This window comes from Streptomyces sp. A3M-1-3, from assembly GCF_024213665.1.
Lineage (GTDB): Bacteria > Actinomycetota > Actinomycetes > Streptomycetales > Streptomycetaceae > Streptomyces.
The window spans coordinates 34865-59466 of record NZ_JANAVP010000034.1; the positions used below are offsets into that span (position 1 = coordinate 34865).

30 protein-coding genes and 1 riboswitch are annotated in these 24602 nt (G+C 70.6%); of the genes, 15 read left to right on the plus strand and 15 right to left on the minus strand.

Annotated features, from left to right (window positions below; translation table 11 throughout):
- Nucleotides 1-40: 40 nt before the first annotated feature.
- Nucleotides 41-325 carry an antibiotic biosynthesis monooxygenase family protein gene (locus NLX86_RS29235; RefSeq protein WP_254374808.1) on the plus strand — a complete coding sequence of 95 codons (285 nt, stop codon included), beginning with the start codon at nt 41-43 and terminating at the stop codon, nt 323-325.
- Nucleotides 326-349: 24 nt separating this feature from the next.
- Here the strand turns inward: NLX86_RS29235 and NLX86_RS29240 are convergent, their stop codons facing one another.
- On the minus strand, nt 350-1561 hold the full coding sequence (locus NLX86_RS29240) for a glycosyltransferase 87 family protein (RefSeq protein WP_374213989.1): 1212 nt from the start codon (nt 1559-1561) through the stop codon (nt 350-352).
- 52 nt (nt 1562-1613) lie between these two features.
- Complete coding sequence (locus NLX86_RS29245) at nt 1614-1820, minus strand: hypothetical protein (RefSeq protein ID WP_254374809.1); 207 nt, start codon at nt 1818-1820, stop codon at nt 1614-1616.
- A gap of 292 nt (nt 1821-2112) precedes the next feature.
- On the opposite strand from NLX86_RS29245, the gene NLX86_RS29250 reads away from it, so the two are divergent.
- Nucleotides 2113-4182, plus strand: coding sequence for an ATP-binding domain-containing protein (locus NLX86_RS29250; protein ID WP_254374810.1), 2070 nt, complete (start codon nt 2113-2115; stop codon nt 4180-4182).
- Between the two features lie 39 nt (nt 4183-4221).
- Here NLX86_RS29250 and NLX86_RS29255 read toward each other — a convergent pair whose 3' ends face one another.
- On the minus strand, nt 4222-4908 hold the full coding sequence (locus tag NLX86_RS29255) for a copper homeostasis protein CutC (RefSeq protein WP_254374811.1): 687 nt from the start codon (nt 4906-4908) through the stop codon (nt 4222-4224).
- A 94-nt stretch (nt 4909-5002) separates the two neighbouring features.
- On the opposite strand from NLX86_RS29255, the gene NLX86_RS29260 reads away from it, so the two are divergent.
- A complete protein-coding gene (locus NLX86_RS29260; protein WP_254374812.1) occupies nt 5003-5656 on the plus strand; it encodes a hypothetical protein in 654 nt (217 codons plus the stop codon).
- Between the two features lie 439 nt (nt 5657-6095).
- Nucleotides 6096-7310, plus strand: a complete 1215-nt coding sequence (locus NLX86_RS29265) for a Cmx/CmrA family chloramphenicol efflux MFS transporter (protein WP_254374853.1) — start codon at nt 6096-6098, stop codon at nt 7308-7310.
- A 199-nt stretch (nt 7311-7509) separates the two neighbouring features.
- Here NLX86_RS29265 and NLX86_RS29270 read toward each other — a convergent pair whose 3' ends face one another.
- Nucleotides 7510-7779, minus strand: coding sequence for a DUF4031 domain-containing protein (locus NLX86_RS29270; RefSeq protein ID WP_254374813.1), 270 nt, complete (start codon nt 7777-7779; stop codon nt 7510-7512).
- 7 nt (nt 7780-7786) lie between these two features.
- A complete protein-coding gene (locus NLX86_RS29275; RefSeq protein WP_254374814.1) occupies nt 7787-8179 on the minus strand; it encodes a hypothetical protein in 393 nt (130 codons plus the stop codon).
- A 101-nt stretch (nt 8180-8280) separates the two neighbouring features.
- Between NLX86_RS29275 and NLX86_RS29280 the strand changes: the two genes are divergently transcribed.
- Both NLX86_RS29280 and murQ read left to right on the plus strand, forming a co-directional pair.
- Nucleotides 8281-9204: a MurR/RpiR family transcriptional regulator gene (locus tag NLX86_RS29280; RefSeq protein WP_254374815.1), complete on the plus strand. Its 924-nt coding sequence runs from the start codon at nt 8281-8283 to the stop codon at nt 9202-9204.
- Nucleotides 9205-9243: 39 nt separating this feature from the next.
- Nucleotides 9244-10185, plus strand: coding sequence for an N-acetylmuramic acid 6-phosphate etherase (gene murQ / locus NLX86_RS29285; RefSeq protein WP_254374816.1), 942 nt, complete (start codon nt 9244-9246; stop codon nt 10183-10185).
- An 11-nt stretch (nt 10186-10196) separates the two neighbouring features.
- Here murQ and NLX86_RS29290 read toward each other — a convergent pair whose 3' ends face one another.
- On the minus strand, nt 10197-10337 hold the full coding sequence (locus tag NLX86_RS29290) for a hypothetical protein (protein WP_254374817.1): 141 nt from the start codon (nt 10335-10337) through the stop codon (nt 10197-10199).
- Between the two features lie 26 nt (nt 10338-10363).
- Between NLX86_RS29290 and NLX86_RS29295 the strand changes: the two genes are divergently transcribed.
- Both NLX86_RS29295 and NLX86_RS29300 read left to right on the plus strand, forming a co-directional pair.
- Nucleotides 10364-12049: a transposase gene (locus tag NLX86_RS29295; RefSeq protein WP_254374818.1), complete on the plus strand. Its 1686-nt coding sequence runs from the start codon at nt 10364-10366 to the stop codon at nt 12047-12049.
- Between the two features lie 95 nt (nt 12050-12144).
- Nucleotides 12145-13707 carry a PTS transporter subunit EIIC gene (locus tag NLX86_RS29300; RefSeq protein ID WP_254374819.1) on the plus strand — a complete coding sequence of 521 codons (1563 nt, stop codon included), beginning with the start codon at nt 12145-12147 and terminating at the stop codon, nt 13705-13707.
- 26 nt (nt 13708-13733) lie between these two features.
- Here the strand turns inward: NLX86_RS29300 and NLX86_RS29305 are convergent, their stop codons facing one another.
- From NLX86_RS29305 to NLX86_RS29325, 5 genes are read right to left on the minus strand one after another with little or no spacing between them, the layout of a single operon-like run.
- On the minus strand, nt 13734-14099 hold the full coding sequence (locus tag NLX86_RS29305) for a fic family toxin-antitoxin system, toxin component (RefSeq protein ID WP_254374854.1): 366 nt from the start codon (nt 14097-14099) through the stop codon (nt 13734-13736).
- 2 nt (nt 14100-14101) lie between these two features.
- A complete protein-coding gene (locus NLX86_RS29310; protein WP_254374820.1) occupies nt 14102-14344 on the minus strand; it encodes a hypothetical protein in 243 nt (80 codons plus the stop codon).
- A 56-nt stretch (nt 14345-14400) separates the two neighbouring features.
- Nucleotides 14401-14976 carry a hypothetical protein gene (locus NLX86_RS29315; RefSeq protein ID WP_254374821.1) on the minus strand — a complete coding sequence of 192 codons (576 nt, stop codon included), beginning with the start codon at nt 14974-14976 and terminating at the stop codon, nt 14401-14403.
- Nucleotides 14977-15015: 39 nt separating this feature from the next.
- Nucleotides 15016-15225 carry a hypothetical protein gene (locus tag NLX86_RS29320; RefSeq protein WP_254374859.1) on the minus strand — a complete coding sequence of 70 codons (210 nt, stop codon included), beginning with the start codon at nt 15223-15225 and terminating at the stop codon, nt 15016-15018.
- A complete protein-coding gene (locus NLX86_RS29325; protein ID WP_254374822.1) occupies nt 15222-15425 on the minus strand; it encodes a hypothetical protein in 204 nt (67 codons plus the stop codon). The genes NLX86_RS29320 and NLX86_RS29325 overlap by 4 nt, the downstream gene beginning before the upstream one ends.
- Nucleotides 15426-15545: 120 nt before the next feature.
- On the opposite strand from NLX86_RS29325, the gene NLX86_RS29330 reads away from it, so the two are divergent.
- From NLX86_RS29330 to NLX86_RS29355, 6 genes are all read left to right on the plus strand, one after another.
- Nucleotides 15546-16382, plus strand: coding sequence for a helix-turn-helix transcriptional regulator (locus NLX86_RS29330; protein ID WP_254374823.1), 837 nt, complete (start codon nt 15546-15548; stop codon nt 16380-16382).
- The gene (locus NLX86_RS29335; protein ID WP_254374824.1) at nt 16369-16665 is read left to right on the plus strand and encodes a DUF397 domain-containing protein; all 297 of its coding nucleotides are present in this window, start codon (nt 16369-16371) and stop codon (nt 16663-16665) included. The genes NLX86_RS29330 and NLX86_RS29335 overlap by 14 nt, the downstream gene beginning before the upstream one ends.
- Nucleotides 16666-16896: 231 nt before the next feature.
- The gene (locus tag NLX86_RS29340; RefSeq protein WP_254374825.1) at nt 16897-17781 is read left to right on the plus strand and encodes a hypothetical protein; all 885 of its coding nucleotides are present in this window, start codon (nt 16897-16899) and stop codon (nt 17779-17781) included.
- Nucleotides 17778-18347, plus strand: coding sequence for a Uma2 family endonuclease (locus NLX86_RS29345; protein WP_308409659.1), 570 nt, complete (start codon nt 17778-17780; stop codon nt 18345-18347). Before NLX86_RS29340 ends, NLX86_RS29345 begins: the two co-directional genes overlap by 4 nt.
- 49 nt (nt 18348-18396) lie before the next feature.
- Nucleotides 18397-18618: a hypothetical protein gene (locus tag NLX86_RS29350; protein WP_254374826.1), complete on the plus strand. Its 222-nt coding sequence runs from the start codon at nt 18397-18399 to the stop codon at nt 18616-18618.
- The gene (locus tag NLX86_RS29355; protein ID WP_254374827.1) at nt 18615-19133 is read left to right on the plus strand and encodes a PIN domain-containing protein; all 519 of its coding nucleotides are present in this window, start codon (nt 18615-18617) and stop codon (nt 19131-19133) included. Before NLX86_RS29350 ends, NLX86_RS29355 begins: the two co-directional genes overlap by 4 nt.
- On the opposite strand, the gene groL is transcribed toward NLX86_RS29355, so the two are convergent.
- From groL to thrC, 4 genes are all read right to left on the minus strand, one after another.
- Complete coding sequence (groL, locus tag NLX86_RS29360) at nt 19134-20756, minus strand: chaperonin GroEL (protein ID WP_254374828.1); 1623 nt, start codon at nt 20754-20756, stop codon at nt 19134-19136.
- Between the two features lie 290 nt (nt 20757-21046).
- Nucleotides 21047-21250: a cold-shock protein gene (locus NLX86_RS29365; RefSeq protein WP_005315736.1), complete on the minus strand. Its 204-nt coding sequence runs from the start codon at nt 21248-21250 to the stop codon at nt 21047-21049.
- Nucleotides 21251-21640: 390 nt separating this feature from the next.
- On the minus strand, nt 21641-21916 hold the full coding sequence (locus NLX86_RS29370; protein ID WP_254374829.1) for a MoaD/ThiS family protein: 276 nt from the start codon (nt 21914-21916) through the stop codon (nt 21641-21643).
- 51 nt (nt 21917-21967) lie between these two features.
- Nucleotides 21968-23302 carry a threonine synthase gene (gene thrC, locus NLX86_RS29375; protein WP_254374830.1) on the minus strand — a complete coding sequence of 445 codons (1335 nt, stop codon included), beginning with the start codon at nt 23300-23302 and terminating at the stop codon, nt 21968-21970.
- A 17-nt stretch (nt 23303-23319) separates the two neighbouring features.
- Nucleotides 23320-23463: riboswitch (SAM riboswitch) on the minus strand.
- A gap of 154 nt (nt 23464-23617) precedes the next feature.
- Here thrC and NLX86_RS29380 point away from each other — a divergent pair.
- Nucleotides 23618-24556, plus strand: coding sequence for a glucosyl-3-phosphoglycerate synthase (locus tag NLX86_RS29380; protein ID WP_254374831.1), 939 nt, complete (start codon nt 23618-23620; stop codon nt 24554-24556).
- Nucleotides 24557-24602 lie beyond the last annotated feature (46 nt).

The window sequence follows — 24602 nt, forward strand, 5'->3', positions numbered from 1 at the left end:
TCCGACGGTCTGTAGAGGTGAGACCTCTGGAAGGAGCGCCGTGATCATCGTGTCCGGAAAGCTGTACGTCGATCCTGCCGCGCGCGACGCGTACCTGGCCGGCTGCCGCACCGTCGTCGAGCAGGCGCGGGCCGCGCCCGGCTGCTTCGACTTCGCCCTGTCCGCCGATCTGGCCGAGCCGGGCCGGATCAATGTGTACGAGCGGTGGGAGTCGGACGAGCAGCTGATGGCGTTCCGCGGGTCGGGTCCGGAGCCGGAGCAGGCGGCCGCGATCCGCGACGCGGAGGTGAGCCGGTACCGGATCTCGGCCGTCGAGCCCGCGTAGCCACGGGCTCGCCCGGCCGGGTACTCACTTCGCGCGGCGCGCGTACTCATTCCGTACGGGTACCTGCGGCCGCACGCCGCGCTGCCCCGGGACCGGCCGTGCGGGGGCCGGTGCGCAAGCGGCGAGGAGCAGGAGGCCGGCGGCGAGCAGGGGGTAGGGCGACGCCAGGGGCTGTTGCCACCAGGGCAGCTGGAGGTCGAGATCGCCTTGGTGCGGTACGAGCCACAGCGTGCGGGCGGTGAAGACCGCGCCGACCGCGGCGGCCGTGCGTACGTAGCCCTCCGCCACCAGGACCGCGAGCAGCGGTACGCACCACACCCAGTGGTGGGACCAGCTGATGGGCGAGACGAGCAGCGCCGTGAGGGCGGTGATCAGGACGCCCCAGGTCTCCCGGCCGTCCCGGACGGCCACCCGGCGGGCCAGCCAGAGACCGCCGACGCCCGTGGCCACCGCGAGGGCCACCCAGAGGAGACCCGGCTCGGGCGTGTGCAGGACGCGGGACAGCAGGCCCTGCAGCGACTGGTTGTCGACGATCCACGGCTTGCCGACGCGGTCGGTCTCGAAGATCCGCCGGGTCCAGAAGTCGACGCTGGCCCCGGGCAGGACGAGCGCCCCGAGCAGCACGGTGCCGGTGAAGGAGGCGAGGGCGGTCAGACCGGCCCGTACCCGGCCGGTCAGCAGCAGGTAGACGATGAAGATCGCCGGGGTGAGCTTGACGCCGGCCGCGATGCCGAGCGCGAAGCCCTTGCCGAGCGCGCCGTCCGGGCGGGCCAGGTCCCAGAGGACGAGGCAGGTCAGGGCGAGGTTGATCTGGCCGAACAGGAGGGTCTGGAAGACGGGCTCCAGCCACAGCCCGAACGCCGTCGCGGCCAGCACCATCCCGGGGCGGGCGGGGAGCCGTGCGAACCGGCAGGAGAGGTGGACGAGGAGCGCGAGGAGCGCGGCGTTCCCGGCAACGAAGACGATCTTGAGCGCGTCGACGGGCAGCCAAGTGGTCGGAACGAAGAGGATCGCGGCGAATGGCGGATAGGTGGCGGGCAGGTTCCACTTGGTGACCGTGAAGCCGTACAGGTCGGTGCCGTTGGCGACCGCCGCACCCTCCGCGCGGTAGACAAGGGTGTCGGCCATGGGAATGCGCTGGACGATGCACAGCACGGCGAGCGCGGCAAGGGAGCCTGCGAACAGTACGCCCGATGCGAGCAGGAAGGGGCGGGTAACGATGCGGCTCCGGGTCACGCGCGTGACCCTAGTGGATCCCCTTCAAATCCCGTGGATCAGGTAACAGAGATCAGGGACCAGGGACCAGGGACCAGTGGCGTATGACGCCGGCCTCTTCGGCGTACTCACCGAGGACGATCACGCCGAACGCGGCGGAGGCAAAGACCTTGACGGCACGCAGGGCGTCGCCGAGGCGGTGGGGGTGGTGGGTGCCGGAGGCCGCGGTCGCGCCGCGGTGGGGGCCGGCCTGGGCTGGGTTGAAGGCTGCACTGCTCATGTTTCCATGATGGGTTTCCGACTTGCGAAAAGCGTCGGTCTATGGACCTGACCTCGGGTCGGGACGAGTACCCCCTAGGACCGACGCGTCCCCTACGGGAGACACACGCCCCCTACCGGAGCGGTACGGGCCATACGCGGGATATTCATTCGCCCGGTCATCGCCCACTGGCTAGAATCGCCCGTCTTGCCGCCTCCCGAACCGCGCTGCCCACAGCAGCCGGGGGAGCGCCGCCGGCCGGACGGAAACCGGCCGGCGCCCCTGCCCGCATGCTCACGCCGGAGGCAACACCGTGCCCGCGCACGCCCCCACATCCCCACTCGGCCCCGACCCCCTGGCCCGCGAGCGTGCCCACCTCGCCGCCTCCCGCGCCGCGCTGCGCGCGATGCGCGAGGATGTCGAGTCGCTCGACATCCGCGACGTCACCGCGAACTGGGTGAACGCCGCGGTCCTCCAGTCGCAGATCGAAGACCGCATCAAGGCGCTCGCCGACCTCACCCACACCCCGCTGTTCTTCGGCCGCCTCGACTATCTGCACGCACCGGGCAGGGAGCTGGCGGAAGGTGCCGGGGGCGAGCAGTTCTACATCGGACGCCGGCACGTCCACGACTCCGACGGCGACCCGATGGTCATCGACTGGCGCGCGCCCGTCTCGCAGCCCTTCTACCGGGCCTCGAAGAAGGACCCGCTGGACATCGCGCTGCGCCGCCGCTTCGGTTACACGGGCGGCGACCTCACGGCGTACGAGGACGAGCACCTCACCGACCCCACAGAGGCGGCACAGACCAGCAAGCTGCTCCAGGCCGAGATCGAACGCCCCCGCGTCGGTCCGATGCGGGACATCGTCGCGACGATCCAGCCCGAGCAGGACGAGATCGTACGGTCGGGCCTGTCCGGCAGCGTCTGCGTACAGGGCGGCCCGGGCACCGGAAAGACAGCCGTGGGCCTGCACCGGGTCGCGTACCTGCTCTACGCCCACCGGGAACGGCTGGCCCGCACCGGCACGCTCGTCATCGGACCGAACCGGTCCTTCCTCCACTACATCGAGCAAGTGCTGCCCGCGCTCGGCGAGTTGGAGGTCAGGCAGTCGACGGTCGACGATCTCGTCGCGACGCACGTGGAGGTGCGCGGCACGGACGACCCCGCGGCGGCGGTCATCAAGGGCGACGCGAGGATGGCCGAAGTCCTGCGCCGCGCGGTCCGCTCGCACGTGAGCGTCCCCACCGAGCCGGTCGTGGTGGTCCGCGGCTCGCGCCGGTGGCGGATCCCGGCGTACGAACTCGAGGAGATCGTGGGTGAGTTGCTCGCCCGGGACATCCGCTACGGCGCCGCCCGCGACGCCCTCCCGCAGCGCATCGCACACGCGGTACTGGTGCGGATGGAGCAGGCGGGCGAGGCCCCGGACGACCGGATCCAGGACGCGGTGGCGCGAAACCCCGCGGTCAAGGCGGCGGTCAAGGCGATCTGGCCACCGGTGGACCCGGCGAAGCTGGTCCACCGGCTGCTCTCCGACCCGGACTTCCTCGCCGCCCAGGCGGAGGGTGTCCTGTCCCCCGACGAGCAGAAGGCGATCCTCTCCACCAAGCCGGCCCGCAGCGCGAGAGCGGCCAAGTGGTCTTCGGCGGACGCGGTGTTGATCGACGAGGCGCAGGATCTCGTCTCCCGCACGCACTCCCTCGGCCATGTCGTCCTCGACGAGGCGCAGGACCTGTCCCCGATGCAGTACCGGGCGGTGGGCCGCCGCTGCACGACCGGTTCCGCGACGGTCCTCGGCGACCTGGCGCAGGGTACGACGCCGTGGGCGACCGAGAGCTGGGCGGAGGCCCTGGCCCACCTGGGCAAACCGGACGCGGCCGTCGAGGAACTCACGGCGGGCTTCCGCGTGCCGCGCGAGGTCATCGCGTACGCGTCCCGCCTCCTGCCGACGATCTCCCCCGGTCTGGCGCCCGTCTCCTCGGTCCGCGAGACGCCGGGCTCACTGGAGGTGCGGCAGGTCGCGGACCTGGACACCGCGGTGGTCGCCGCGTGCAAGGAGTCGCTGCGCCACGAGGGCTCCATCGGCCTGATCGCGGCCGACGCCCGCATCCCGGCCCTGACGGAGGCACTGTCGGCGGCGGGCCACACGTACCTCTCACCGGGCGAGGAGACGACCGCGGCGTCCCGCCTCACGCTGGTCCCGGCGTCGCTGGCGAAGGGCCTGGAGTACGACTACGTGGTACTGGACGAGCCGTCGGCGGTGGTGGACGGCGAACCGGACGAACGAACGGGCCTGCGCCGCCTGTACGTTGCCCTGACCCGAGCGGTATCAGGCCTGACAGTCCTCCACCGAACCCCCCTGCCCCCGCAGTTGGCGACCCCGTGAACCTGGGGGTCTTCACGCCGGTGGACTCGGGAGTGCCCGTCAGCCCACCGCCTCGCGCCACTCCGCGACCGCCGCCGCGTCGACCGGCGCCGACCAGCCGCCCGGCCGCGCCGCGCCGCCGATGTGGAACGCGTCCAGCCCCGCCGCCCGCAGCACCGGCAGGTGGTCCAGGCGGAGGCCGCCCCCGACCAGGATCTGCGGCTCGTAGCCGGGCTTCCCCCGCCGCGCCGCCTCCGCGAGGAGTACGGGCAGCCCCGCGTCCACCCCCGCCGCCGCCCCGGCGGTGAGGTACGCGTCGAGGCCCGGCAGCTCCGCGAGCTGCTTCCGCAGCGCATCGCGATCGCGGGCCCGGTCGATCGCCCGGTGGAACGTCCACCGGCACCCCTCCAACACCGCGACGAGCCGTTCCACCGTGACCAGGTCCGGTGTGCCGTCCGGGTCCAGGAAGCCGAACACGAACTCCTCCGCACCCTCGGCCCGCAGCGCCTGCGCATCTCGTACGAGGGCATCGACGTCCCCGGCGGCGAAGCCGTCCGCCGCTCTCAGCATCACGCGCAGCGGAATGTCGACGGCGGCCCGGATCGCGGCGACGGTTTCGCGCGACGGTGTGAGCCCGTCGGCGGCCATTTCGGTGACCAGCTCAAGGCGGTCCGCACCACCGGCCTGGGCGGCGACGGCGTCCTCAGCGTTGAGGGCGATCACCTCCAGGACTGCACGGTTGCTCATGTGACCCCATTTCTTAGGGAAGACGTTCCGGCCGTACCGGATATAGGTCTAGTCCAATGACCACCCTAGGGGACACCCCGAGCGGCGGGCCACAATGGGCGGCATGGCCGAGCACCCCGCATACGAAGACCTCCGCCGCCGCTGGGCGTCGGCGGTACCCGACGCGACGCTCCGCGCCGACGCGGACCGGTACGCCGACAACCTGCTCGCTCGCTGGGCCGAGCCGCAGCGGCGGTACCACACCACCGACCACCTGCTGGCGGTGCTCGCGCGTGTCGACGAGCTGGCGGAGTACGCGGACGACGTGGACGTCGTCCGGCTCGCGGCCTGGTTCCACGACGCGGTCTACCGCCCGGACCGCTCGGAGAACGAGGAGCGCAGCGCGGCCCTGGCCGAGCGCGCCCTGCCCGAGCTGGGCCTCGACGAGGCCCGTACGGCCGAGGTCGCCCGGCTCGTCCGGCTCACGGTCACCCACGACCCGCAGCCGGGCGACGCGAACGGCGAGGTCCTGTGCGACGCGGACCTGGCGATCCTGGCGGCGGACCCGAAGACGTACGCGGCGTACGCGTCCGCGGTCCGCGAGGAGTACGGCTTCGTGCCGGACGACGCGTTCCGCGAGGGCCGGGTGGCGGTCCTGCGCCAGCTCCTGGCACTGCGGACGCTGTTCCGTACGCAGTACGGCCAGGAGCAGTGGGAGGAAAGGGCCCGCCGGAACCTCACCACGGAACTGGACCTGCTGACGGCATAACGCGCATGGCCGCCGGCGAGGGGGTCCCTCGGCGGGGGATAGCGCAGGAATGGGGGCCCGGCCCTCGTGAGTGTGGGGCGGCGCGATCACTGCGTGGTGGGCCCGGCCGGGCTCAGCGGCCGCCAGGCCGGTGGGCGGGGGCGGTTGGGCTTGGCCGGGAGCGAGTGCTTCGGCGATGGCGCCGCCCTAGCTAGGCGGGATTATGGCGGCTCCGGGCCGCTCCTGCGTCGCAAACCGGGCGGCCCCGGATTACCCCGCACCACGCACCCCGGCTCTTGCGGCCCCCTCCGGCCCACCATCTGAGACACCCCCGCCACCCGGAATGTCAGGTACCAATCCACGGTTGGTACCTGTCATGCCCGAAACCGCTGAACCCGACGCCGAACCCGCCGCCGAACCCGCCGCACGCGCAGACCGCACCCGCGCGGACCGCACCCGTATGCCCCTGGCCGTCCACATCCTCGGGCTCTCCGTCTTCGCGCTCGGGACCAGCGAGTTCATGCTGTCCGGGCTGCTGCCGCCCATCGCCGCCGACCTGGACGTCACCATCCCGCAGGCCGGGCTGCTGATCTCCGCCTTCGCGATCGGCATGGTCGTCGGCGCGCCGCTGCTCGCCGTAGCCACCCTCCGGCTCCCCCGCAAGACGACCCTGGTCGCGTTGATCTCCCTCTTCGGGCTGGGCCAGGTCGCCGGGGCGCTCGCGCCCTCGTACGAACTGCTCTTCGCCTCCCGCGTGGTCAGCGCCCTGGCGTGTGCCGGTTTCTGGGCCGTCGGGGCGGCTGTCGCCATCGCCATGGTGCCGTTCAGCTCCCGCGCCCGGGCCATGGCCGTCATGATCGGCGGGCTGTCCATCGCCAACGTCCTCGGCGTCCCGGCGGGCGCGTTCCTCGGTGAGCACCTGGGCTGGCGTTCGGCGTTCTGGGCCGTCGGCGCGGCCTCCGCCGTCGCCCTCGTCGGCGTGGTCACGCTGATCCCCCGCATTCCGCTCCCGGACGAGAAGCCGAAGCTCAGGCGTGAGTTGACCATCTACCGCGACCGGCAGGTGTGGCTGTCAGTCTCGGTCATCGCGCTCGCGGCGGGCGGCGTCTTCTGCGCGTTCAGCTACTTCGCCCCGTTGCTGACGGACGTCGCCGGCCTGGACTCGGGCTGGGTGCCGACCGTCCTCGCGCTCTTCGGTATCGGCGCGCTCGTGGGTACGACGATCGGCGGCCGGGTCGCCGACGCGCACATGTTCGGGGTGCTGCTGAGCGGTATCACTGCCTCCACGGTGTTCCTGGTCGCCCTCGCCCTGTTCGCGTCGAACCAGGTCGCCGTCATCGCGCTCTCGTTCCTGCTCGGCGTCTCCGCCTTCTACACGGCCCCTGCCCTGAACGCCCGTATGTTCAACGTCGCAGGCGCCGCCCCGACCCTCGCGGCGGCCACCACCACGGCGGCCTTCAACCTCGGCAACACCGGCGGCCCTTGGCTGGGCGGCACCGTCATCGACGCCGGCCTCGGGTTCGCGTCGACCGCGTGGGCGGGCGCGGCGATGACGGTGGTGGCGATCGGACTGGCCGCCACAGCACTGCGTCTCCAGCGCACCCCCGGCTCCCGCATCGTCTCGCGGTCCCGCTCCTCGTCCTCGGAAGCCGCAACGGAGCAGACCCCCGTCTGAGCGGACGCGCCCCGACAGACCCCGCCGCGCCCCGCCAACCACCCGTCAGGGATCCGTCACCGGCGTGTCGGCCGGCACGCGCCAGCCATCGCACCGCCGGCCCAAGCCACCCGCGTGCTCGCAACCGCGAACCCCCACCCTTGCCCCATGCCCCGTGCCCTCCCGTGCCCCGCAAGTCCCGATGCCCCGGCCGGACGGCCTACGGCGCCGGCCGCCCCTTCGGTCTGCGCAGCCCCGCCGCGGTGAGCCTGCGCACCAGTTCCTTGCTGCCGACCTCCACCGCGCCCGCCCGCACCGCGTCCTCGTACCGGTGCGACGGAATGTCGTAGTGGTCCCGCTCGAACGCTCGCGGCGGGCAGCCGATGGCGGCTGCGAAGGCGTGCAGTTCCTCGTACGAGACATCGCTGACCAGATGGGACCACATCCGGCCGTGACCCGGCCAGGTGGGCGGATCGATGTAGAGCGTCACCGGGGCGTCACCGGCCCAGCACCCTACCGAGCGCGCCGACGGACGAGACGACCACGCCCGCCTTGCCGCACACCCAGTGCGGGTTGGGGCCCAACTCCGGTTCCACGTCAAGCGCATGGGGTTCGCCGGCCGCGCATACCGGGCACAGCGGCCATCGCCCGTACTTCTCCAGCAGCGCGTCCTGGACGTCCTGGGCGATGAGGCCGATGACGTAGTCGACGCCCTCCGGCCACTGCTCGGCCCACCAGCGGCGGTGCACCACCGAGTCCTCGACCATCGAGACGACGTCGGCCTCGGCGACCCGGCCCGCGACGAGGTCGGCCAGGACGAGGGCGCGGGCGGCGTGCAGGGCCTTCTCCAGGCCGGAGGGCGCGGGCGGGGAAGGGTCGGGCGGTTCCATGGACCAATTGTCACCCTTCCGGGGCGCGGAGACGAAGGCCTGCCACAGGTCAGGACCATTGGGGGGTTGACGCGCCCGAAGCCTGAAAATATCTTTCAGGAGTGACCAATGAGGTGAAGGAAACTTTTACAAGACAGGCCGCCCCGCCCGCGCCGGCCGCCCTCGCGGCCAAGGTGCGTACGCTCGTGCCGTCCATGACCCGCTCCATGCAGCGGGTCGCCGAAGCCGTGGCGGGCGACCCGGCAGGCTGCGCGGCCCTCACGGTCACCGGTCTCGCCGAACTCACCGGCACCAGCGAGGCCACCGTAGTCCGCACCGCCCGCATCCTCGGCTACCCCGGCTACCGCGACCTGCGCCTCGCGCTCGCCGGCCTCGCCGCCCAGCAGCAGTCCGGCCGGGCCCCGTCCGTCACCGCGGACATCGCGGTGGACGACCCGATAGCCGATGTCGTCGCCAAGCTCGCGTACGACGAGCAGCAGACCCTCGCGGACACCGCGGCCGGCCTGGACACCACCCAACTGGGCGCCGCCGTCACCGCGCTCGCGGCCGCCCGCCGGATCGACATCTACGGCGTCGGCGCGTCCTCCCTCGTCGGCATGGACCTGGCCCAGAAGCTGCTGCGCATCGGCCTGATCGCGCACGCGCACGCCGACCCGCACCTGGCCGTCACCAACGCCGTGCAGCTGCGCGCCGGTGACGTCGCCATCGCCATCACCCACTCCGGCTCCACCGGCGACGTCATCGAACCGCTGCGCGCGGCCTTCGAGCAGGGGGCGACGACCGTGGCCATCACCGGCCGTCCGGACGGTCCGGTGTCCCAGTACGCCGACCACGTACTCACCACCTCCACCGCCCGCGAGAGCGAGTTGCGCCCGGCCGCCATGTCCAGCCGGACCAGCCAACTCCTGGTGGTGGACTGCCTGTTCATCGGCGTCGCGCAGCGTACGTACGAGACGGCCGCCCCCGCGCTGGCCGCCTCCTACGAGGCGCTCGCCCACCGCCACAGCCCCCGCACGAGCCGCTGACCACCGGCTGGAACCAGAAAGCAGAGAGAACGGCCCCAGATGACCCCCAGCACGGACCACTCGGAGCTGCGCGCCCAGCTCGACACCCTCACCACCGAGGCCTTCCGGCCCGAACTCGCCGAGATCGACCGGCTGTCCACCCTCGACATCGCGCGGACGATGAACGCGGAGGACGCCACCGTCCCGGCCGCCGTCGCCGCACAGCTCCCGCAGATCGCCGCCGCGATCGACGGCACCGCCGCCCGGATGGCCCGCGGCGGCCGCCTGATCTACGCGGGCGCCGGCACCGCCGGCCGCCTCGGCGTCCTGGACGCGAGCGAGTGCCCGCCCACCTTCAACACCGACCCGAGCGAGGTGCTCGGCCTGATCGCGGGCGGGCCCACGGCGATGGTCACCGCTGTCGAGGGCGCCGAGGACAGCAAGGAGCTGGCCGCGGGCGACCTGGACGCGCTCGCCCTCACCGCGGACGACACCGTCGTCGGAATCTCAGCCTCCGGCCGCACCCCGTACGCGATCGGCGCGGTCGAGCACGCCCGCGCAAGGGGGGCACTCACCATCGGCCTGTCCTGCAACGCGGGTTCCGCACTCGCCACGGCCGCCGAACACGGCATCGAGGTCGTCGTCGGCCCCGAGCTGCTCACCGGGTCAACCCGCCTCAAGGCAGGCACGGCGCAGAAGCTCGTCCTCAACATGATCTCGACCGTCACGATGATCCGGCTCGGCAAGACGTACGGGAACCTGATGGTCGACGTCCGCGCCTCCAACGAGAAGCTGCGCGCCCGCTCGCGCCGCATCGTCGCGCTGGCGACGGAAGCGTCGGACGAGGACATCGAGAAGGCCCTCGCCGCCACCGGCGGAGAGGTCAAGGACGCGATCCTGGTCCTCCTCGCCGGAGTCGACGGGCCGACGGCCGCCGCGCTCCTCGCCGCGTCCGGGGGCCATCTGCGGGCGGCACTGGAGGCGCGCGGCGAGAAACGCTAAGAGGTGTTCCGTCAATTACGCGCGCAGTCGATCTTGAGGTTGTGGAGGACGGCGACGGCGCGGGTGGTGTCGTTGATGGTGTCGCCGCGCCTGCGGTGCTGGCGGCGGATAGCGCCTCGGCCTGTCCCGTGAGGCGCTGGAGCGGTGCGCATACAAGCACCTCGAAGACTCGAGGCACTTGAAGTACCACGCCTCCAAGGCCCTGGCCATGCACATGGCCGACGAGGTGTGGAACGGCGTGCAGCGGCACCTGTTCGCCGACGCCACAGGCAAGCGGCACGGCCGCCCGAAGATCGGCCGCCGGCACGACTTCACCCGCATCCCCGGCCGCGCCCGCTCCCACACCACCGACCACAAGTGGGAGACCTTCCGCCTGGTCGGCACCCTCCACGGCCACGCCATGGCCTACACCGACGGCGGCCGGCACCCCATGCAGCAGCCCCGCCGGATGCCCGCCCCCGAGCTGCCGTCCGGCACCGTGCCCACGGGAAAGGCCACCGCCTCGGGAAAGCCAGGCAGCCGGAAGGCGACCTGGTGGGACCACACCGGCCCCCTCGCCGTGGTATTCGCGGGCGGACCCGACGGGAGCAGGGGTGACCTCGTGCTGCCCGTGCGCATCCCGCAGCAGCCCGGCCAGTGGAAGCGTGTCGAACACTTCCTCGCCAACCCCGGCCGCTGGCACAAAATCGATCTCGTACGCCGCCGCAAGGCATCCGCGCCGGGCGGCTGGGTGTACGAGGCGCACCTGATGATCCTCGGCCCCGGCTACACCGCGCCTTCGGTGCGCGCCATGCGCGAGCAGGCTGCCGCCCTGGACCGGATCGGCGGCGTGGACGGCAACGTCTCCAACGTCTCCGTCGTCTCCTTCCCTGCCAACCTGACCCCCGCCGACGGCACCCCGGCCTCCACCGAGATCACCCTCAGTCCCGGGGAACGGACACTTCTGGAGCGGGAGGCGAAGAAGCGGCGCGGCCATGCGCGAGCTTTGGAGCGCTCCCGCCGGGCGACGAACACCGCGCAGTACGGCCTGTCGAAGAGGCAGGTCAAGCGCGCCGAGCGCCGGGCGGCCAAGGGCCTCACGACCAAGGCCGTCGCCGTGCCCGGCGGTGCACGCGCTGCCCGCGTCGATGGGGTGCCGAAGCAGGCGTTCCGCCGCGACCGGATCTCCACCGGCTACCGGGAACTGCGCGCCCGCCAGGCCGAAGCCGCCGCATCGGCCGCCGAGCACCGCTGCCACCGCGCCCGCGCCGTGGCGCGTGAGATCATCGCCGCCCACGGCCCCGTGCTCGTCGTGGAGGACTGCGACATCCGCACCTGGTACCGGCTGTGGGGCAAGCGCCTTGCCCAGACCACCCCCGGCCTGCTGATCTCGGCACTCGACCGCGAATGTCAGGCTGCGGGCGGCCGTCTCGTACGGGCCTCCACCTGGTCAACGGCCCTGTCCCAGCACTGTCTGTGTGGCGAGCGCGTCTCCAAGGCACTGCGCGACCGTGAGCACAAGTGCATCGCGTGCGGCCTCGCCGGGAAGCGCGACCTCGTATCCGCCGCCCTGGCCGCGTTCGTCCGCTTCACCGACGTAGACGACCCCAAGACGGCGTACCTGGACACCACCGCGTCCCGGCACGCACAGATCACCTTTGCAGAAGGGCTGGAAGAAGCCCTGCGGGAGTCAACCGCACCGAGCCAGACCACCGTTCACGGTGCCGGCCATGCGGCAGTCCCACGGCAACGCCGTGAGACCTCTGCTCCCCGAACCGCCGGACAGCGGTCCCGAGCAACCCCGGATGAGCCACGCCGTCAGCGTAACTACGCCGGAAAGCCCGAACACCGCCCCGGCTGCAACCCGCAGCTCACCCCCTGGTGAATTACGGATCAAGTCTTAGCGCGAACAGCGGTACTGGCCAGCGTCGTCCGGCGCGTCGGCCGCGCCACCGGCACACCGCCCGCAGGATCGGGCCCATGGCACCAGACCGTGGACCGGAAACCCACCAGGCAACCGCCGCCGCACTCCTCCCCCTGGTGGGCGGCGCGTCGAACGTCACCTCCGTAGCCCACTGCATGACGCGCCTACGCCTCGGCCTGTACGACCGCACACTGGTCCAGGACCAGGCGCTGCGCGCACTGCCCGGGGTCCTCGGGGTGGTCGAGGACGACACGTACCAGATCGTGCTCGGCCCGGGTACGGTCGCCCGCGTCACCCCGGCGTTCGAGGCGCTGGTGGCTGCGGGCGCGGCAGCCGCAGGCTCGGCAGCGCCCGCGGGCGTCCCGGTGACCGCAGGCCCGGTAACTGTCGGCCGGGTGGCCGCAGGCCCGCTAACTGCCGGCGGGGTGACCGCCGAGGCCCTCGCCGAGCAGGGCGCCACACTCAAGGCGGCTCGCAAGGCCAAGAACGCAACGCCCCTCAAACTGCTCCTGCGCCGGATCGCGAACATCTTCGTCCCGCTCATCCCGGCCCTCATCGGCTGCGGCATCATCGCCGGCCTGGCCGGCCTCCTCCGGAACCTCGCCTGGGCCCCTGCCCTGGTCCCGGCGCTCACGGCCCTCGCGTCCGGCTTCATGTCACTGATCCCCGTTTTCGTCGGCTACACCACGGCGAAGGAGTTCGGCGGTACGCCGATCCTGGGCGGCGCGGTAGCCGCGATCATCGTCTTCCCGGGCATCGCCAACGTCACCGCGTTCGGCCAGAAGCTCTCCCCCGGCCAGGGCGGCGTACTCGGCGCACTCGCCGCGGCCGTCCTCGCGGTATACGTCGAACGATGGTGCCGCCGTCGGATCCCCGAGGCCCTGGACGTCCTGGTCACCCCTACCCTCACCATCCTCCTCACCGGCCTGGTCACGGTCTACGGCCTGATGTTCGTCGCCGGCGAGGTCGCCGCCGCGATCGGCGACTTCACCAGCCGGCTCCTGTCCTCCGGCGGCGCGTTCGCGGGCTTCGTCCTCGGCGGACTCTTCCTCCCCCTGGTCATGCTGGGCCTGCACCAGGCCCTGATCCCGATCCACACCACCCTGATCGAGCAGCAGGGCTTCACCGTCCTGCTCCCCATCCTCGCCATGGCGGGTGCGGGCCAAGTCGGCGCAGCGGCAGCGGTCTACGTCCGTCTCCGGAACAACACCTCGATCCGCACGACGATCAGATCCGCCCTCCCGGCCGGCTTCCTGGGTGTGGGCGAACCCCTCATCTACGGCGTCTCGCTCCCCCTCGGCCGCCCCTTCATCACAGCCTGCGTCGGCGGCGCGTTCGGCGGCGGCTGCGTCGGCCTCCTCCACCAACTGGGCGAAACGGTCGGCTCGACGGCAATCGGCCCGTCCGGCTGGGCGCTGTTCCCGCTACTCGCGGGCGGCCAGGGCATGGTCACGACCATCGCTGTCTACGCGACGGGGCTCCTGGCGGGGTACGTGGCCGGGTTCGTCGCGACGTACTTCTTCGGCTTCAGCAAGCGGATGCTGCTCGACCTGAACGCGGACGAGTCATCCCCGGCCTCCGAATCCCCCGCCGAGCCGAGCGAACGGGCCACGGTCTAACCCTGCCCTCCCGGCGTCCAGCTCACTCAGCCGGCAATCCACGACCGCATCTGGGCAGCAGTAGCCCTTAGGTCGAGCCCGTCGACCACCCGGCGGATCAACGCATCGGCGCCCTTGGCATCGACGACCACCTGCTTCCCGCTCAGCGTCAGATACGCCGCGGCGACCACCGCGGCGAATTGCTCATTGGCGAACCCCAGTGCCGGAACCCGCACCAACTGGTGCAGCAGCGCGGCCGCACGATGATGCGGCTCCGCGTAGACCGGACCGTCTATCACCACGTCGGCATGCCTCGCGACGGCCGCCGCGAGCGAGCCGTAATCGGTGACATCAGGGTCTGCCCGGAGGTGCTGGGCAGCTAGGTCGAGCAGCCAGGCCCGGTCGATGTGCATGATCACGCGGCTTCGGTCCCGTTGTTCCCGGCCTTCTTCGGATACGGTCCGTACTCGGCCTCGAAGTACGGCCCCCACTGCTCGGAGAAGTGCGCGGCATACGCCAGGAAACGGTTGCGCTGCTCATTGACGTCGTCGGCGAGGAGCGCGCGGGCGTAGTCCGCCGGTGTCATATGGGCCCCGGCAGCCCGCTTCTCCAGCTCGGCGTACGTAGCGTCATCGATGCGGATGTTGAGCTGCTTCATGAAGCGACGGTAGCGCCCGCTACAGACCGTACGCAACGAGAAAAGAGCACCCCTCGTCATACGGCTCCTCCCTCCGGCGCCTCGGCCGCAGTGCGCAGGAAGCGCACCAGGTCGTCGACGCTGTAACCGAGCCTTGGCCCACGCTCGGCGGCCATCAGGAGTAGCTGCCCCACGATTTCCGCACCCCATCCGTCGGTGCCGTCCTCGGACCACTCCCACAGCTTCTCGATGCCGAGGTCGGTCATGAGCAGCCCGTGCTCGGCCCTGATCTCGGCGCACAGGTCCGCCACCGCCTCCAGCAGCGTGGCGCCAGGTCGCACGCACTTCAGGCCGAAGTAGTCGAAGTCCTTCACCGTGCAGCCCTCGGGCGGACTGGCCTTGATCGCGTCGTACCGGGGGTCGTCGAAGGCCGGGTGTTCCGCGACCGGGCAGTGAATCAGGTTGAAGCGCTGCCAACCGGGCGGTGGCGGTGGATCCGGCCGGTAGGCGGTGAGCCCGAACGCCTCCTGCGCGAGGGCCGCTGCCTCGTCATGCGTATCCGCCCGTACGGTGACCGACCTGGCCCCGTCGTCGCCGACGGCGGTCCACTGGCCAGTTGCCTCATCACGGTTGAATCGGATCGAAAGTCCCATACCGTTACGCTCCCACGCGCCACTGACAACGGACCCGGTTCATGGCAGCCGCCTCTCCCGGTTCAACTCGGTCACCCGAGCCCTGAGCACCGCCCCCGGCGGGGCAGGGCTCAGCGCCTCCGGTGGGCAGTCCCACTCGACGCCGCCGCCCGGTGGGCGCAGTTGGACGTACGAGCCCTCTTCGCCCATGACCTGTCCGATCCGCCCGTCCCGGCCGTCGATGGCGTACGAGCCACGCTCCGGCTTCACGGCTGCCGCCCTTCGAGTACGGCGGCGAGCCGGCGGGCGGTGGCCAGGTTGCAGCGGCCGAGGTCGATGAGCGGTGCGGGTTCGTGGCCCGCACTGGACACCGGCTCGATCCGCAGCGACGGCAGGGTGACCCCCACCGCCGCCAGCCCGGCCCGCAGTTGCTCGGTGGCCTCCTCCGCCTCCCGCACTCTCCCGGTCATCGCCAGTTCCCTCCACCCTGAGTAGTTGATTTGCGTACTCAGCGTGTCCAGTTCGCCGCTACCTTGGAAAGAGTGGGGGTCCAACAACCCCGCTCGATGGACCAGGAGTTGGGAGCTGCCATGCCGGGACCCAGGAAACTCGATCCGTCCTCCTCGCCACGGGCACTGCTCGGCGCGGAGTTACGCCACAAGCGCGAGAAGGCCGGCCTGACCCAGGACGAACTGGGCCGGCCGCTGTTCGTGAGCGGCTCGTTCATCGGCCAACTGGAGACGGGCACGCGCCGGATGCAGCCCGAGTACGCCCGCCAGATAGACCAGATCCTGGGTACGGACGGCTTCTTCACCCGCAACTGCAAGGCGGCGACGAAGTCGAAGTACCCGGATCACTTCGCCGAGGCGGCGGAGGCGGAGGCCGTGGCGCAGCAGATCAAGGAGTACGCACCGCTCCTGATCCCGGGGCTGTTGCAGACGGAGGCGTATGCGCGGGCGGTGTTCCGGGCGTTTCAGCCGACCGCCCCCGAGGAGGTCATCGACGAGCTCGTCGCGGCCAGGCTGGAGCGGGCGCGACTCCTCGACGATCCAACAACCCCCATGTTGTGGGCGGTACTCGACGAGGCGGTGCTGCGGCGGGCGGTGGGCGGCAGGCGGGTCATGGCGGAGGCCCTGCGCCACATCGCCGGGCTGGCACGCCGACACCGGATCATCGTGCAGGTGCTGCCCTTCGTGGCAGGCGCCCACATGGCGCTGGAAGGCTCGCTCAAGTTAATGAGCTTCACCGATGCGCCACCGCTGGCGTACCTTCAGGGCCTGGGAACTGGGCAGTTGATGGACGATCCGCCAACGGTGGCACGCTATGAACTGTCCTACGATCTTGTCGGGGCCAGCGCATTGTCACCGGAAGCGTCCGTGGCCCTGATCGAGTCGGCGTCGGAGGACTACGCGCATGACGAGCACTGAGTACGACCTGAGTACCGCCCACTGGCGCAAGTCCAGCTACAGCGGCGGCAGCGGCGGCGATTGCGTGGAGGTCGCAGAGGACTTCCCCGGTGCCGCCGAGTGGCGCAAGTCCAGCTACAGCGACGGCAGCGGCGGCGACTGCGTCGAGGTCGCCGACAACCTCTCCGGCATCGTCCCCGTCCGGGACTCGAAAGCCCAGCTCGGCCCGGCGCTCGTGTTCCGGGCCGGCTCGTGGTCGTCGTTCGTCTCCGCCGTCAAGAACGGGCAGCTCAGGGCCCCCTGATCCGGCCCGGGGCTCAAGCCTCGGAGCCCGAGCCCTCTTTCAGCGGAATGGGCGGTGGGTACTACCCACCCACCCGCCCAACTCCCGCGTATACCAGCGCGGATGACTTTCCGTGACCCGCTTGCCACAAAGCGTTGCGGCGGTCTAGCGTGCCCGCATAACGAACAACCCCCGCCGGTGTGTCACCACCGACGAGGGTTTGACCAACACGATCGAACGAGGCTCGATCTCATGGCTGTAGACCAGCTTAGTGCTGCCCCGCACGCCCCCGCACACCCCCTCGCCAATCCGGGCTACGGCAAGCGCAACGCACCCGACCAACGCCCCCACCGCGCCGACGACTTCGCGCACCTCCCCCGCCGGGAGGCCGCCATCGCCGCGTACATCGACCGGCTCCCCGAGGGCGCGGACATCTCCGTGAAGACCCTGGCCAAGGTCCTGCCGGACTACGGCCAGTGCGCCGTACGCACGGCCCTCCGCCGCCTGTCGGAAGCCGGGCACATGCGCTGGGGCAAGGAGCACCTCACCGACACCACGGGCAGCCCGCGTTGGGTGACCCGCACGTTCTTCTCCCGTACGGCCAGGGACGACGCGTGGTGGGCGGCGTTCACCACCGGCAACGTCCCCCAGGAGCAGCCCCCTCCCCACCAGGAGCGGCCGCCGCGCACCCGCGCGTACGCCGTCCTCGCCTCCCTCGGCCGCACCGAACCCGCCATGACGCTCTCGGCGGCGGACTGCACCGCCCTGGAACCGCTGGCCGCCGAGTGGCTGGCGCGTGGCGCGACCGAGGCGGAGCTGCTGCATGCGCTGACGGCCGGCCTGCCCGTACCGGTCCATCACCCGGCCGGGATCGCCCGTGCCCGGCTGACCACGAAACTCCCGCCGCACCGACCGCAGCCCGCCCCCACACCGCAGCGCCCGGCCCCCCTCCGCACCCTGGAATGCACGGAATGCCGCGCCCCAGGACGCCCCGAAGCGCTCGCGGGCGGCCTCTGCCGCACATGCCGCCGCGAGGCACCACCCGCCACCACCGGGGGCCTGACCCCGGCCGAGGTTCAAGCCCACGCCACGCGCGTCCGCACCGCAGCCCGCATCCCGGAAGGGACCCGCACGTGACCGTCGACCGCCCGCAGATGCTCGTAGCCGAGTTCGAGGAACTCGCGCATGCCGCGCCGGAGACGGTGTGGCTGGAGTTCATCGACGGGAAACTGGAGGTGAAGCCTCCACACGACGGCAACCACGGTGCGATCGTCGTGTGGCTGCTCAGGCAGTGCCTGTACCTGCGCCCTGACCTGAGCCTCTATCCGTACCTGGGCCTGAAGAGCGGTGGCCTTCTGGAGGACCGTGTCCGGCCGGACGGCGCCCTCGCTCACGACGGCCAGCTGGCAGGACACGGGGGGTGGTCCGACCCCAACGGCTTTCTGATGACAGTCGAGGTGACCCTCCGCACCCCGGGCAACGACCGCCGCTGCCAGATCGCGAAACGCGACGGCTACGCGGCGGCAGGCATCCCCGTCCACGTCCTGGTCGACCGCGACACGAACACCCTCTCCGTCTACAGCGAGCCGGAGAAGGGCCGGTACCGAAAGCGAACCTCCCATCCGTTCGGCGCGACGGTCCCGTTCCCCGGACCCGTCGGCATCACACTGAAGACCGAGAGACTCAAGGACTACACCCAGTGACGGGCCGACGCCATCGCCCGGCTGCCCGGATGTCCGTACGCTTGGAGGCATGAGCACTTTGCGGGATGAACTGCATGAACTCATCGACCGGCTGCCTGAGGCGCAGGTGGCACCGATACTCGCCATCGTGCGGGAGAGCACTCTGGCTGAGGACGGCGGAGACGAATGGCCCCTGCCCGACTTCGTTGGCGCTCTGTCGAGCGGCAAGGGGGACCTGGCTGCCAGGTCGAGTGAGATCCTTCGCGACGAGATGGGACGCCCGCCCGAGTGATCGTCTGGGACACCGGTCCGCTCGTCGCCGCCGCGGATGCGGATGACAAGGACCACGCACGCTGCGTCGAACTGATGCGCCGCACCCCTCGCCCCCTCCTCGTGCCGTATCCCGTCCTCACCGAGGTGTGCTACCTGCTTGAGCGCGAGAAGGGCACGCGCGCGGAAGCCGCGTTCCTGCGGTCGATCAGCGCCGGACAGATCAGCCTGATCCCGCTGAGCCGTGCCGATGTCGACAGAATGGCCGAACTCGTCGAGACGTATGCGGACTTCCCGCTCGGCGCGACCGACGCCTCGGTCGTCGCCATTGCCGAGCGCCTGGGTGCCGACGCCATCGCCACCCTTGACCGCCGTCACTTCAGTGTCGTGACGCCCCAAGCGGCCGCTGCCGTTCACTCTGCTTCCGTAAGCCGGGGCGTGACAGATCCCGCTGAACGCCACAGGGGCTGCACCCCCTGGGAGGAGGGTGCAGCCCCTGCGTACGTGCTCAGGACCGGCGATCAACCATCAGGTTGATCAGAAGTCCATGTCACCGCCCGGCATGCCGCCGCCCGCGGAGGCACCGGCCTTCTCGGGCTTGTCGGCGATGACCGCCTCGGTGGTGAGGAAGAGCGCGGCGATGGAGGCCGCGTTCTGCAGCGCGGAGCGCGTGACCTTCGCCGGGTCGATGATGCCCTCGGCGATCATGTCGACGTACTCGCCGGTCGCGGCGTTCAGGCCGTGACCGACCGTCAGGTTGCGCACCTTCTCCACCACGACGCCGCCTTCGAGGCCGGCGTTGACCGCGATCTGCTTCAGCGGGGCCTCGAGGGCCAGCTTCACAGCGGCGGCACCGGTGGCCTCGTCGCCCTCGAGCTCAAGCTTCTCGAAGACGCTGGTCGCCTGGATGAGAGCGACGCCACCACCGGCGACGATGCCCTCCTCGACGGCGGCCTTGGCGTTGCGCACCGCGTCCTCGATGCGGTGCTTGCGCTCCTTGAGCTCGACCTCGGTCGCGGCGCCGGCCTTGATGACGGCCACGCCGCCGGCCAGCTTCGCGAGGCGCTCCTGGAGCTTCTCGCGGTCGTAGTCCGAGTCGGAGTTCTCGATCTCGGCGCGGATCTGGTTGACGCGACCGGCAACCTGGTCGCTCTCACCGGCACCGTCGACGATCGTCGTCTCGTCCTTGGTGATGACGACCTTGCGGGCGCGGCCGAGCAGCTCCAGGCCGGCGTTCTCGAGCTTGAGACCGACCTCCTCGGAGATGACCGTGCCACCGGTGAGGATGGCGATGTCGTTCAGCATCGCCTTGCGGCGGTCGCCGAAGCCCGGGGCCTTGACGGCGACGGACTTGAAGGTGCCGCGGATCTTGTTGACGACCAGGGTCGACAGGGCCTCGCCCTCGACGTCCTCGGCGATGATCAGCAGCGGCTTGCCGGACTGCATGACCTTCTCGAGGAGCGGCAGCAGGTCCTTGACCGAGCCGATCTTCGAGTTGACGATCAGGATGTACGGGTCGTCGAGCGACGACTCCATGCGCTCCATGTCGGTGGCGAAGTACGCCGAGATGTAGCCCTTGTCGAAGCGCATGCCCTCGGTGAGCTCAAGCTCCAGACCGAAGGTCTGGGACTCCTCGACGGTGATGACGCCTTCCTTGCCGACCTTGTCCATCGCCTCGGCGATGAGCTCGCCGATCTGGGTGTCGGCGGCGGAGATGGAGGCGGTCGAAGCGATCTGCTCCTTGGTCTCCACGTCCTTGGCCTGCTCCAGCAGAGCACCGGAGACGGCCTCGACGGCCTTCTCGATGCCGCGCTTGAGGGCCATCGGGTTGGCGCCGGCGGCGACGTTGCGCAGGCCCTCGCGGACGAGCGCCTGGGCGAGGACGGTCGCGGTGGTCGTACCGTCACCGGCGACGTCGTCCGTCTTCTTGGCGACTTCCTTGACCAGCTCGGCGCCGATCTTCTCGTACGGGTCCTCGAGCTCGATCTCCTTGGCGATGGAAACACCATCGTTGGTGATCGTGGGGGCGCCCCACTTCTTCTCGAGGACGACGTTGCGGCCCTTGGGGCCAAGGGTGACCTTGACGGCGTCGGCGAGCTGGTTCATCCCGCGCTCGAGACCGCGCCGTGCCTCCTCGTCGAACGCGATGATCTTGGCCATGTGAAGTGGTCCTCCCGGACTGGGGTGGATTGCTCCGGACCGCGTGGCGCCCGCGACGGACGGCCAGCCTGCCTGACGGATCCTTGCCCCGCCGGGCCTGCGGGCCTCACCGACCCGGTCCTTCTTGTCACTCTCACTGGGAGAGTGCTAACGCCAATGATTAGCACTCGACCCCTGCGAGTGCAAGCGACTCCGGAGGAGTCCCGGTGCGCGGACGCACGAGGGGCCCGCACCCCTGATGGGATACGGGCCCCTCGGCGTGAGTGCGTCGGTGGCCGATCGCGCCGAGATCAGACGGCGAGCTTGACCATGTCCGCCTGCGGCCCCTTCTGGCCCTGCGAGATCTCGAACTCGACTCGCTGACCTTCTTCCAGGGTGCGGTAGCCGTCCATCTGGATCGCGCTGTAGTGGACGAAAACATCCGCACCACCGTCGACCGCGATGAAGCCGTACCCCTTCTCCGCGTTGAACCACTTGACGGTGCCCTGAGCCATGCCTAACTCCCCTATTACTGGCCCTTGCACAGACCCGCACTTCGCGGACCCGGGTCTGACCTCGCCGTAACGCGTCGACCGCGGCTGAATGTATCCGCACATGCGCTGTCTGCAACAGGTCAATCCGACGAGAATTCTGAGCGCGACTGAACGCATAAACGTGGCGAATTCCCTGGATTCCAGGGCAAGTCGGGCTGGACATAGGGGAACCTATGTCACAAGAGCCGCACACACTTTGACCTCACCCTGACGCGTTCTCATATGCACATGGCATGAACCGCGCAGGGGACTTCCCCAACCCTACCGCGCTCAACCATGCAGAATTGCCCCCTCCGCTGCTATGGCGGAGAGGGCAATTCGGGTAACGCCGAGGTGCGAGCTGAGGTGCGATCAGCCTCCGGCGACGGCCGGGATGATCGAGACGCCGGCCCCGTCGGGGGTCGCCGTCGCGAGGCCGCCCTCGAAGCGGACGTCGTCGTCGTTGACGTACACGTTCACAAAGCGGCGCAGCTTGCCCTGGTCGTCCAGCACGCGCGCGGCGATGCCCGGGTGGTTCTTCTCCAGGGACTCGATGACCTCGGCGAGGGTCGTGCCCTCCGCCGGGACCTCGGCCTTACCGCCCGTGTAGGTACGGAGGATGGTCGGGATACGGACACTGACGCTCATGCGGTGCTGCCTTCCGGGAAGCAGGGGGTACGGGGTCGGGGCTCGGGCTGCTCAGGCCAGGCCGGCGGCGCGGAACGCGTCCAGGCTGGGGCGGATCGTGGCGGTCGGTCCGGCGGTCGGCGCGACAGCCTCCAGCGTCTTCAGGCCGTCGCCGGTGTTGAGGACGACGGTGGTGAGGGCCGGGTCGAGCAGACCGTTCTCGATCAGCTTCCTGGTGACGCCGACGGTCACGCCACCCGCAGTCTCCGCGAAGATGCCCTCCGTCCGGGCCAGCAGCTTGATGCCCTCGACGATCTGCGTGTCGTTGACGTCCTCGACCGCGCCGCCCGTGCGGCGGGCGATGTCCAGGACGTACGGGCCGTCGGCCGGGTTGCCGATGGCGAGCGACTTGGCGATGGTGTCCGGCTTGACCGGGCGGATCACGTCGTGGCCGGCCTTGAAGGCGGCGGAGACCGGGGAGCAGCCCTCGGCCTGCGCGCCGAAGATCTTGTACGGCTTGTCCTCGACAAGGCCCAGAGCGATGAGCTCCTTCAGACCCTTGTCGATCTTCGTGAGCTGCGAGCCGGAGGCGATCGGGATCACGATCTGGTCGGGCAGCTGCCAGCCGAGCTGCTCGCAGATCTCGTACGCCAGGGTCTTGGAGCCCTCGCCGTAGTACGGGCGAAGGTTGACGTTCACAAAGCCCCAGCCCTCACCCAGCGGGTCGCCGATGAGCTCGGAGCAGAAGCGGTTGACGTCGTCGTAGTTGCCCTCGATGCCGACCAGGTCGCCGCCGTACACCGCTGCCATGACGACCTTGCCGGCCTCCAGGTCGTGCGGGATGAACACGCAGGAACGGAAGCCCGCGCGGGCGGCGGCGGCGCCGACGGCACCGGCCAGGTTGCCCGTGGAGGAGCAGGACAGGGTGGTGAAGCCGAAGGCGCGGGCGGCTTCGACGGCGATGGCGACGACACGGTCCTTGAAGGAGTGCGTCGGGTTGCCGGAGTCGTCCTTGACGTACAGGCCGCCGGTCACGCCCAGTTCGCGGGCGAGGTTGTCGGCCTTGACGAGCTTGGTGAAGCCGGGGCTGAGGTTCGGCTTTCCGGCCACGTCGGCGGGGACGGGCAGCAGCGGCGCGTAGCGCCAGATGGTTTCGGGTCCGGCCTCGATCTGCTTGCGCAGAGCTTCGACGTCTTGAGATGACCCAGTGCCGCTCGGCAGTTCGTACGCCACTTCGAGCGGCCCGAAACAGGACGAGCAGGCGAAGATCGGTCCAAGCTCGAAACGCTCACCGCATTCGCGGCAGGAGAGGGCTACAGCGGGCCCGAGGTCGACAGCGCTCGCGGAGTTCGCGGTGTTCGCGACGTTCGCGGAGTCGGTGTTGCTTGCAACAGTCTGCACAGCCATGGAGGCGAGGCCCTTTCTCCTCATCTTCCCCGTGGCGCACTTCGCCACGAGACGGAATTGGCACCTTCCCTAGCTGGGAGCCTCGCGGTGATATGTCGAGACCAGCTGGAGGGTTGCCGGGGCTTCAACGGGCCGTTTCCCTCTGCCCCTCTGGATGAGCGGTATGGCACTGGGCACAGGCCCAGGCGTTTGTGTGCGGAACGACCCCCGGCATGCGGCGGTCGTTCGCGTTGTTCAAGACTGTAACCGAAGGCCCGGATGGTTGAGATAGTCGTCCGAACCGCGAGATGGATCACGTTTTCAGGAGACGCGCACGTGCTGGAAGAGGTGGAACGCTGGCTGAGCAGGCGTTCCTGGTCTGCGGCCGACCGCCCGCTCGACCGGCTGATCGCCGCCAAGCGCGGTACGACCGTCAGTGTCGTCCTGCCCGCGCTCAATGAGCAGGACACGGTCGGCGAGATCGTCACCGTGATCCGCCGCGAGCTGATGGAGGCCGTCCCGCTCGTCGACGAGCTGGTGGTCGTCGACTCCGGCTCGACCGACCGTACGGCGGAGGTGGCGGCGGCGGCCGGCGCGCGGGTCGTACACCGCGACGCGATCCTGCCGCGGCTGCCCGCCGTGCCCGGCAAGGGCGAGGTGCTGTGGCGCTCGCTGCTGGTGACCGGCGGCGACATCGTCTGCTTCGTCGACGCCGACCTGAAGGACTTCTCCGCGGACTTCGTGTCCGGGATCGTCGGGCCGCTGCTCACCGATCCGGACGTGCAGTTCGTGAAGGCGATGTACGACCGGCCGCTGGCCGGCGCCGCCGGTCAGGGCGGGCGGGTGACCGAGCTGGTGGCGCGGCCCCTGCTGAACCTCCACTGGCCCCAGCTGGCCGGGTTCGTGCAGCCGCTGGGCGGCGAGTACGCGGCCCGGCGCTCGCTGCTGGAGCGGCTGCCCTTCCCGGTCGGGTACGGCGTGGAGCTCGGGCTGCTCGTCGACTCGCTGCACACGGTGGGCCTGGACGCGCTGGCCCAGGTAGACGTCGGGGTACGCGTCCACCGTCACCAGGACGGGCAGGCGCTCGGCCGGATGGCCGCGGCGATCTACCGGACCGCCCAACTCCGCCTCTCGCGCGGGCATCTGGTGCGGCCGGCGCTCACGCAGTTCGAGCGGGGCGAGGACGGGTTCGTACCGCGTACGCACGCGGTGGACACCGAGGAGCGGCCGCCGATGCTGGACATTCGCGAGTACGCGGCGCGGCGCGCGGCGTAGGGGTCGGCGTGAAAGCGCGGCGTAAGTGTCCCCTTCCGTACGTTTG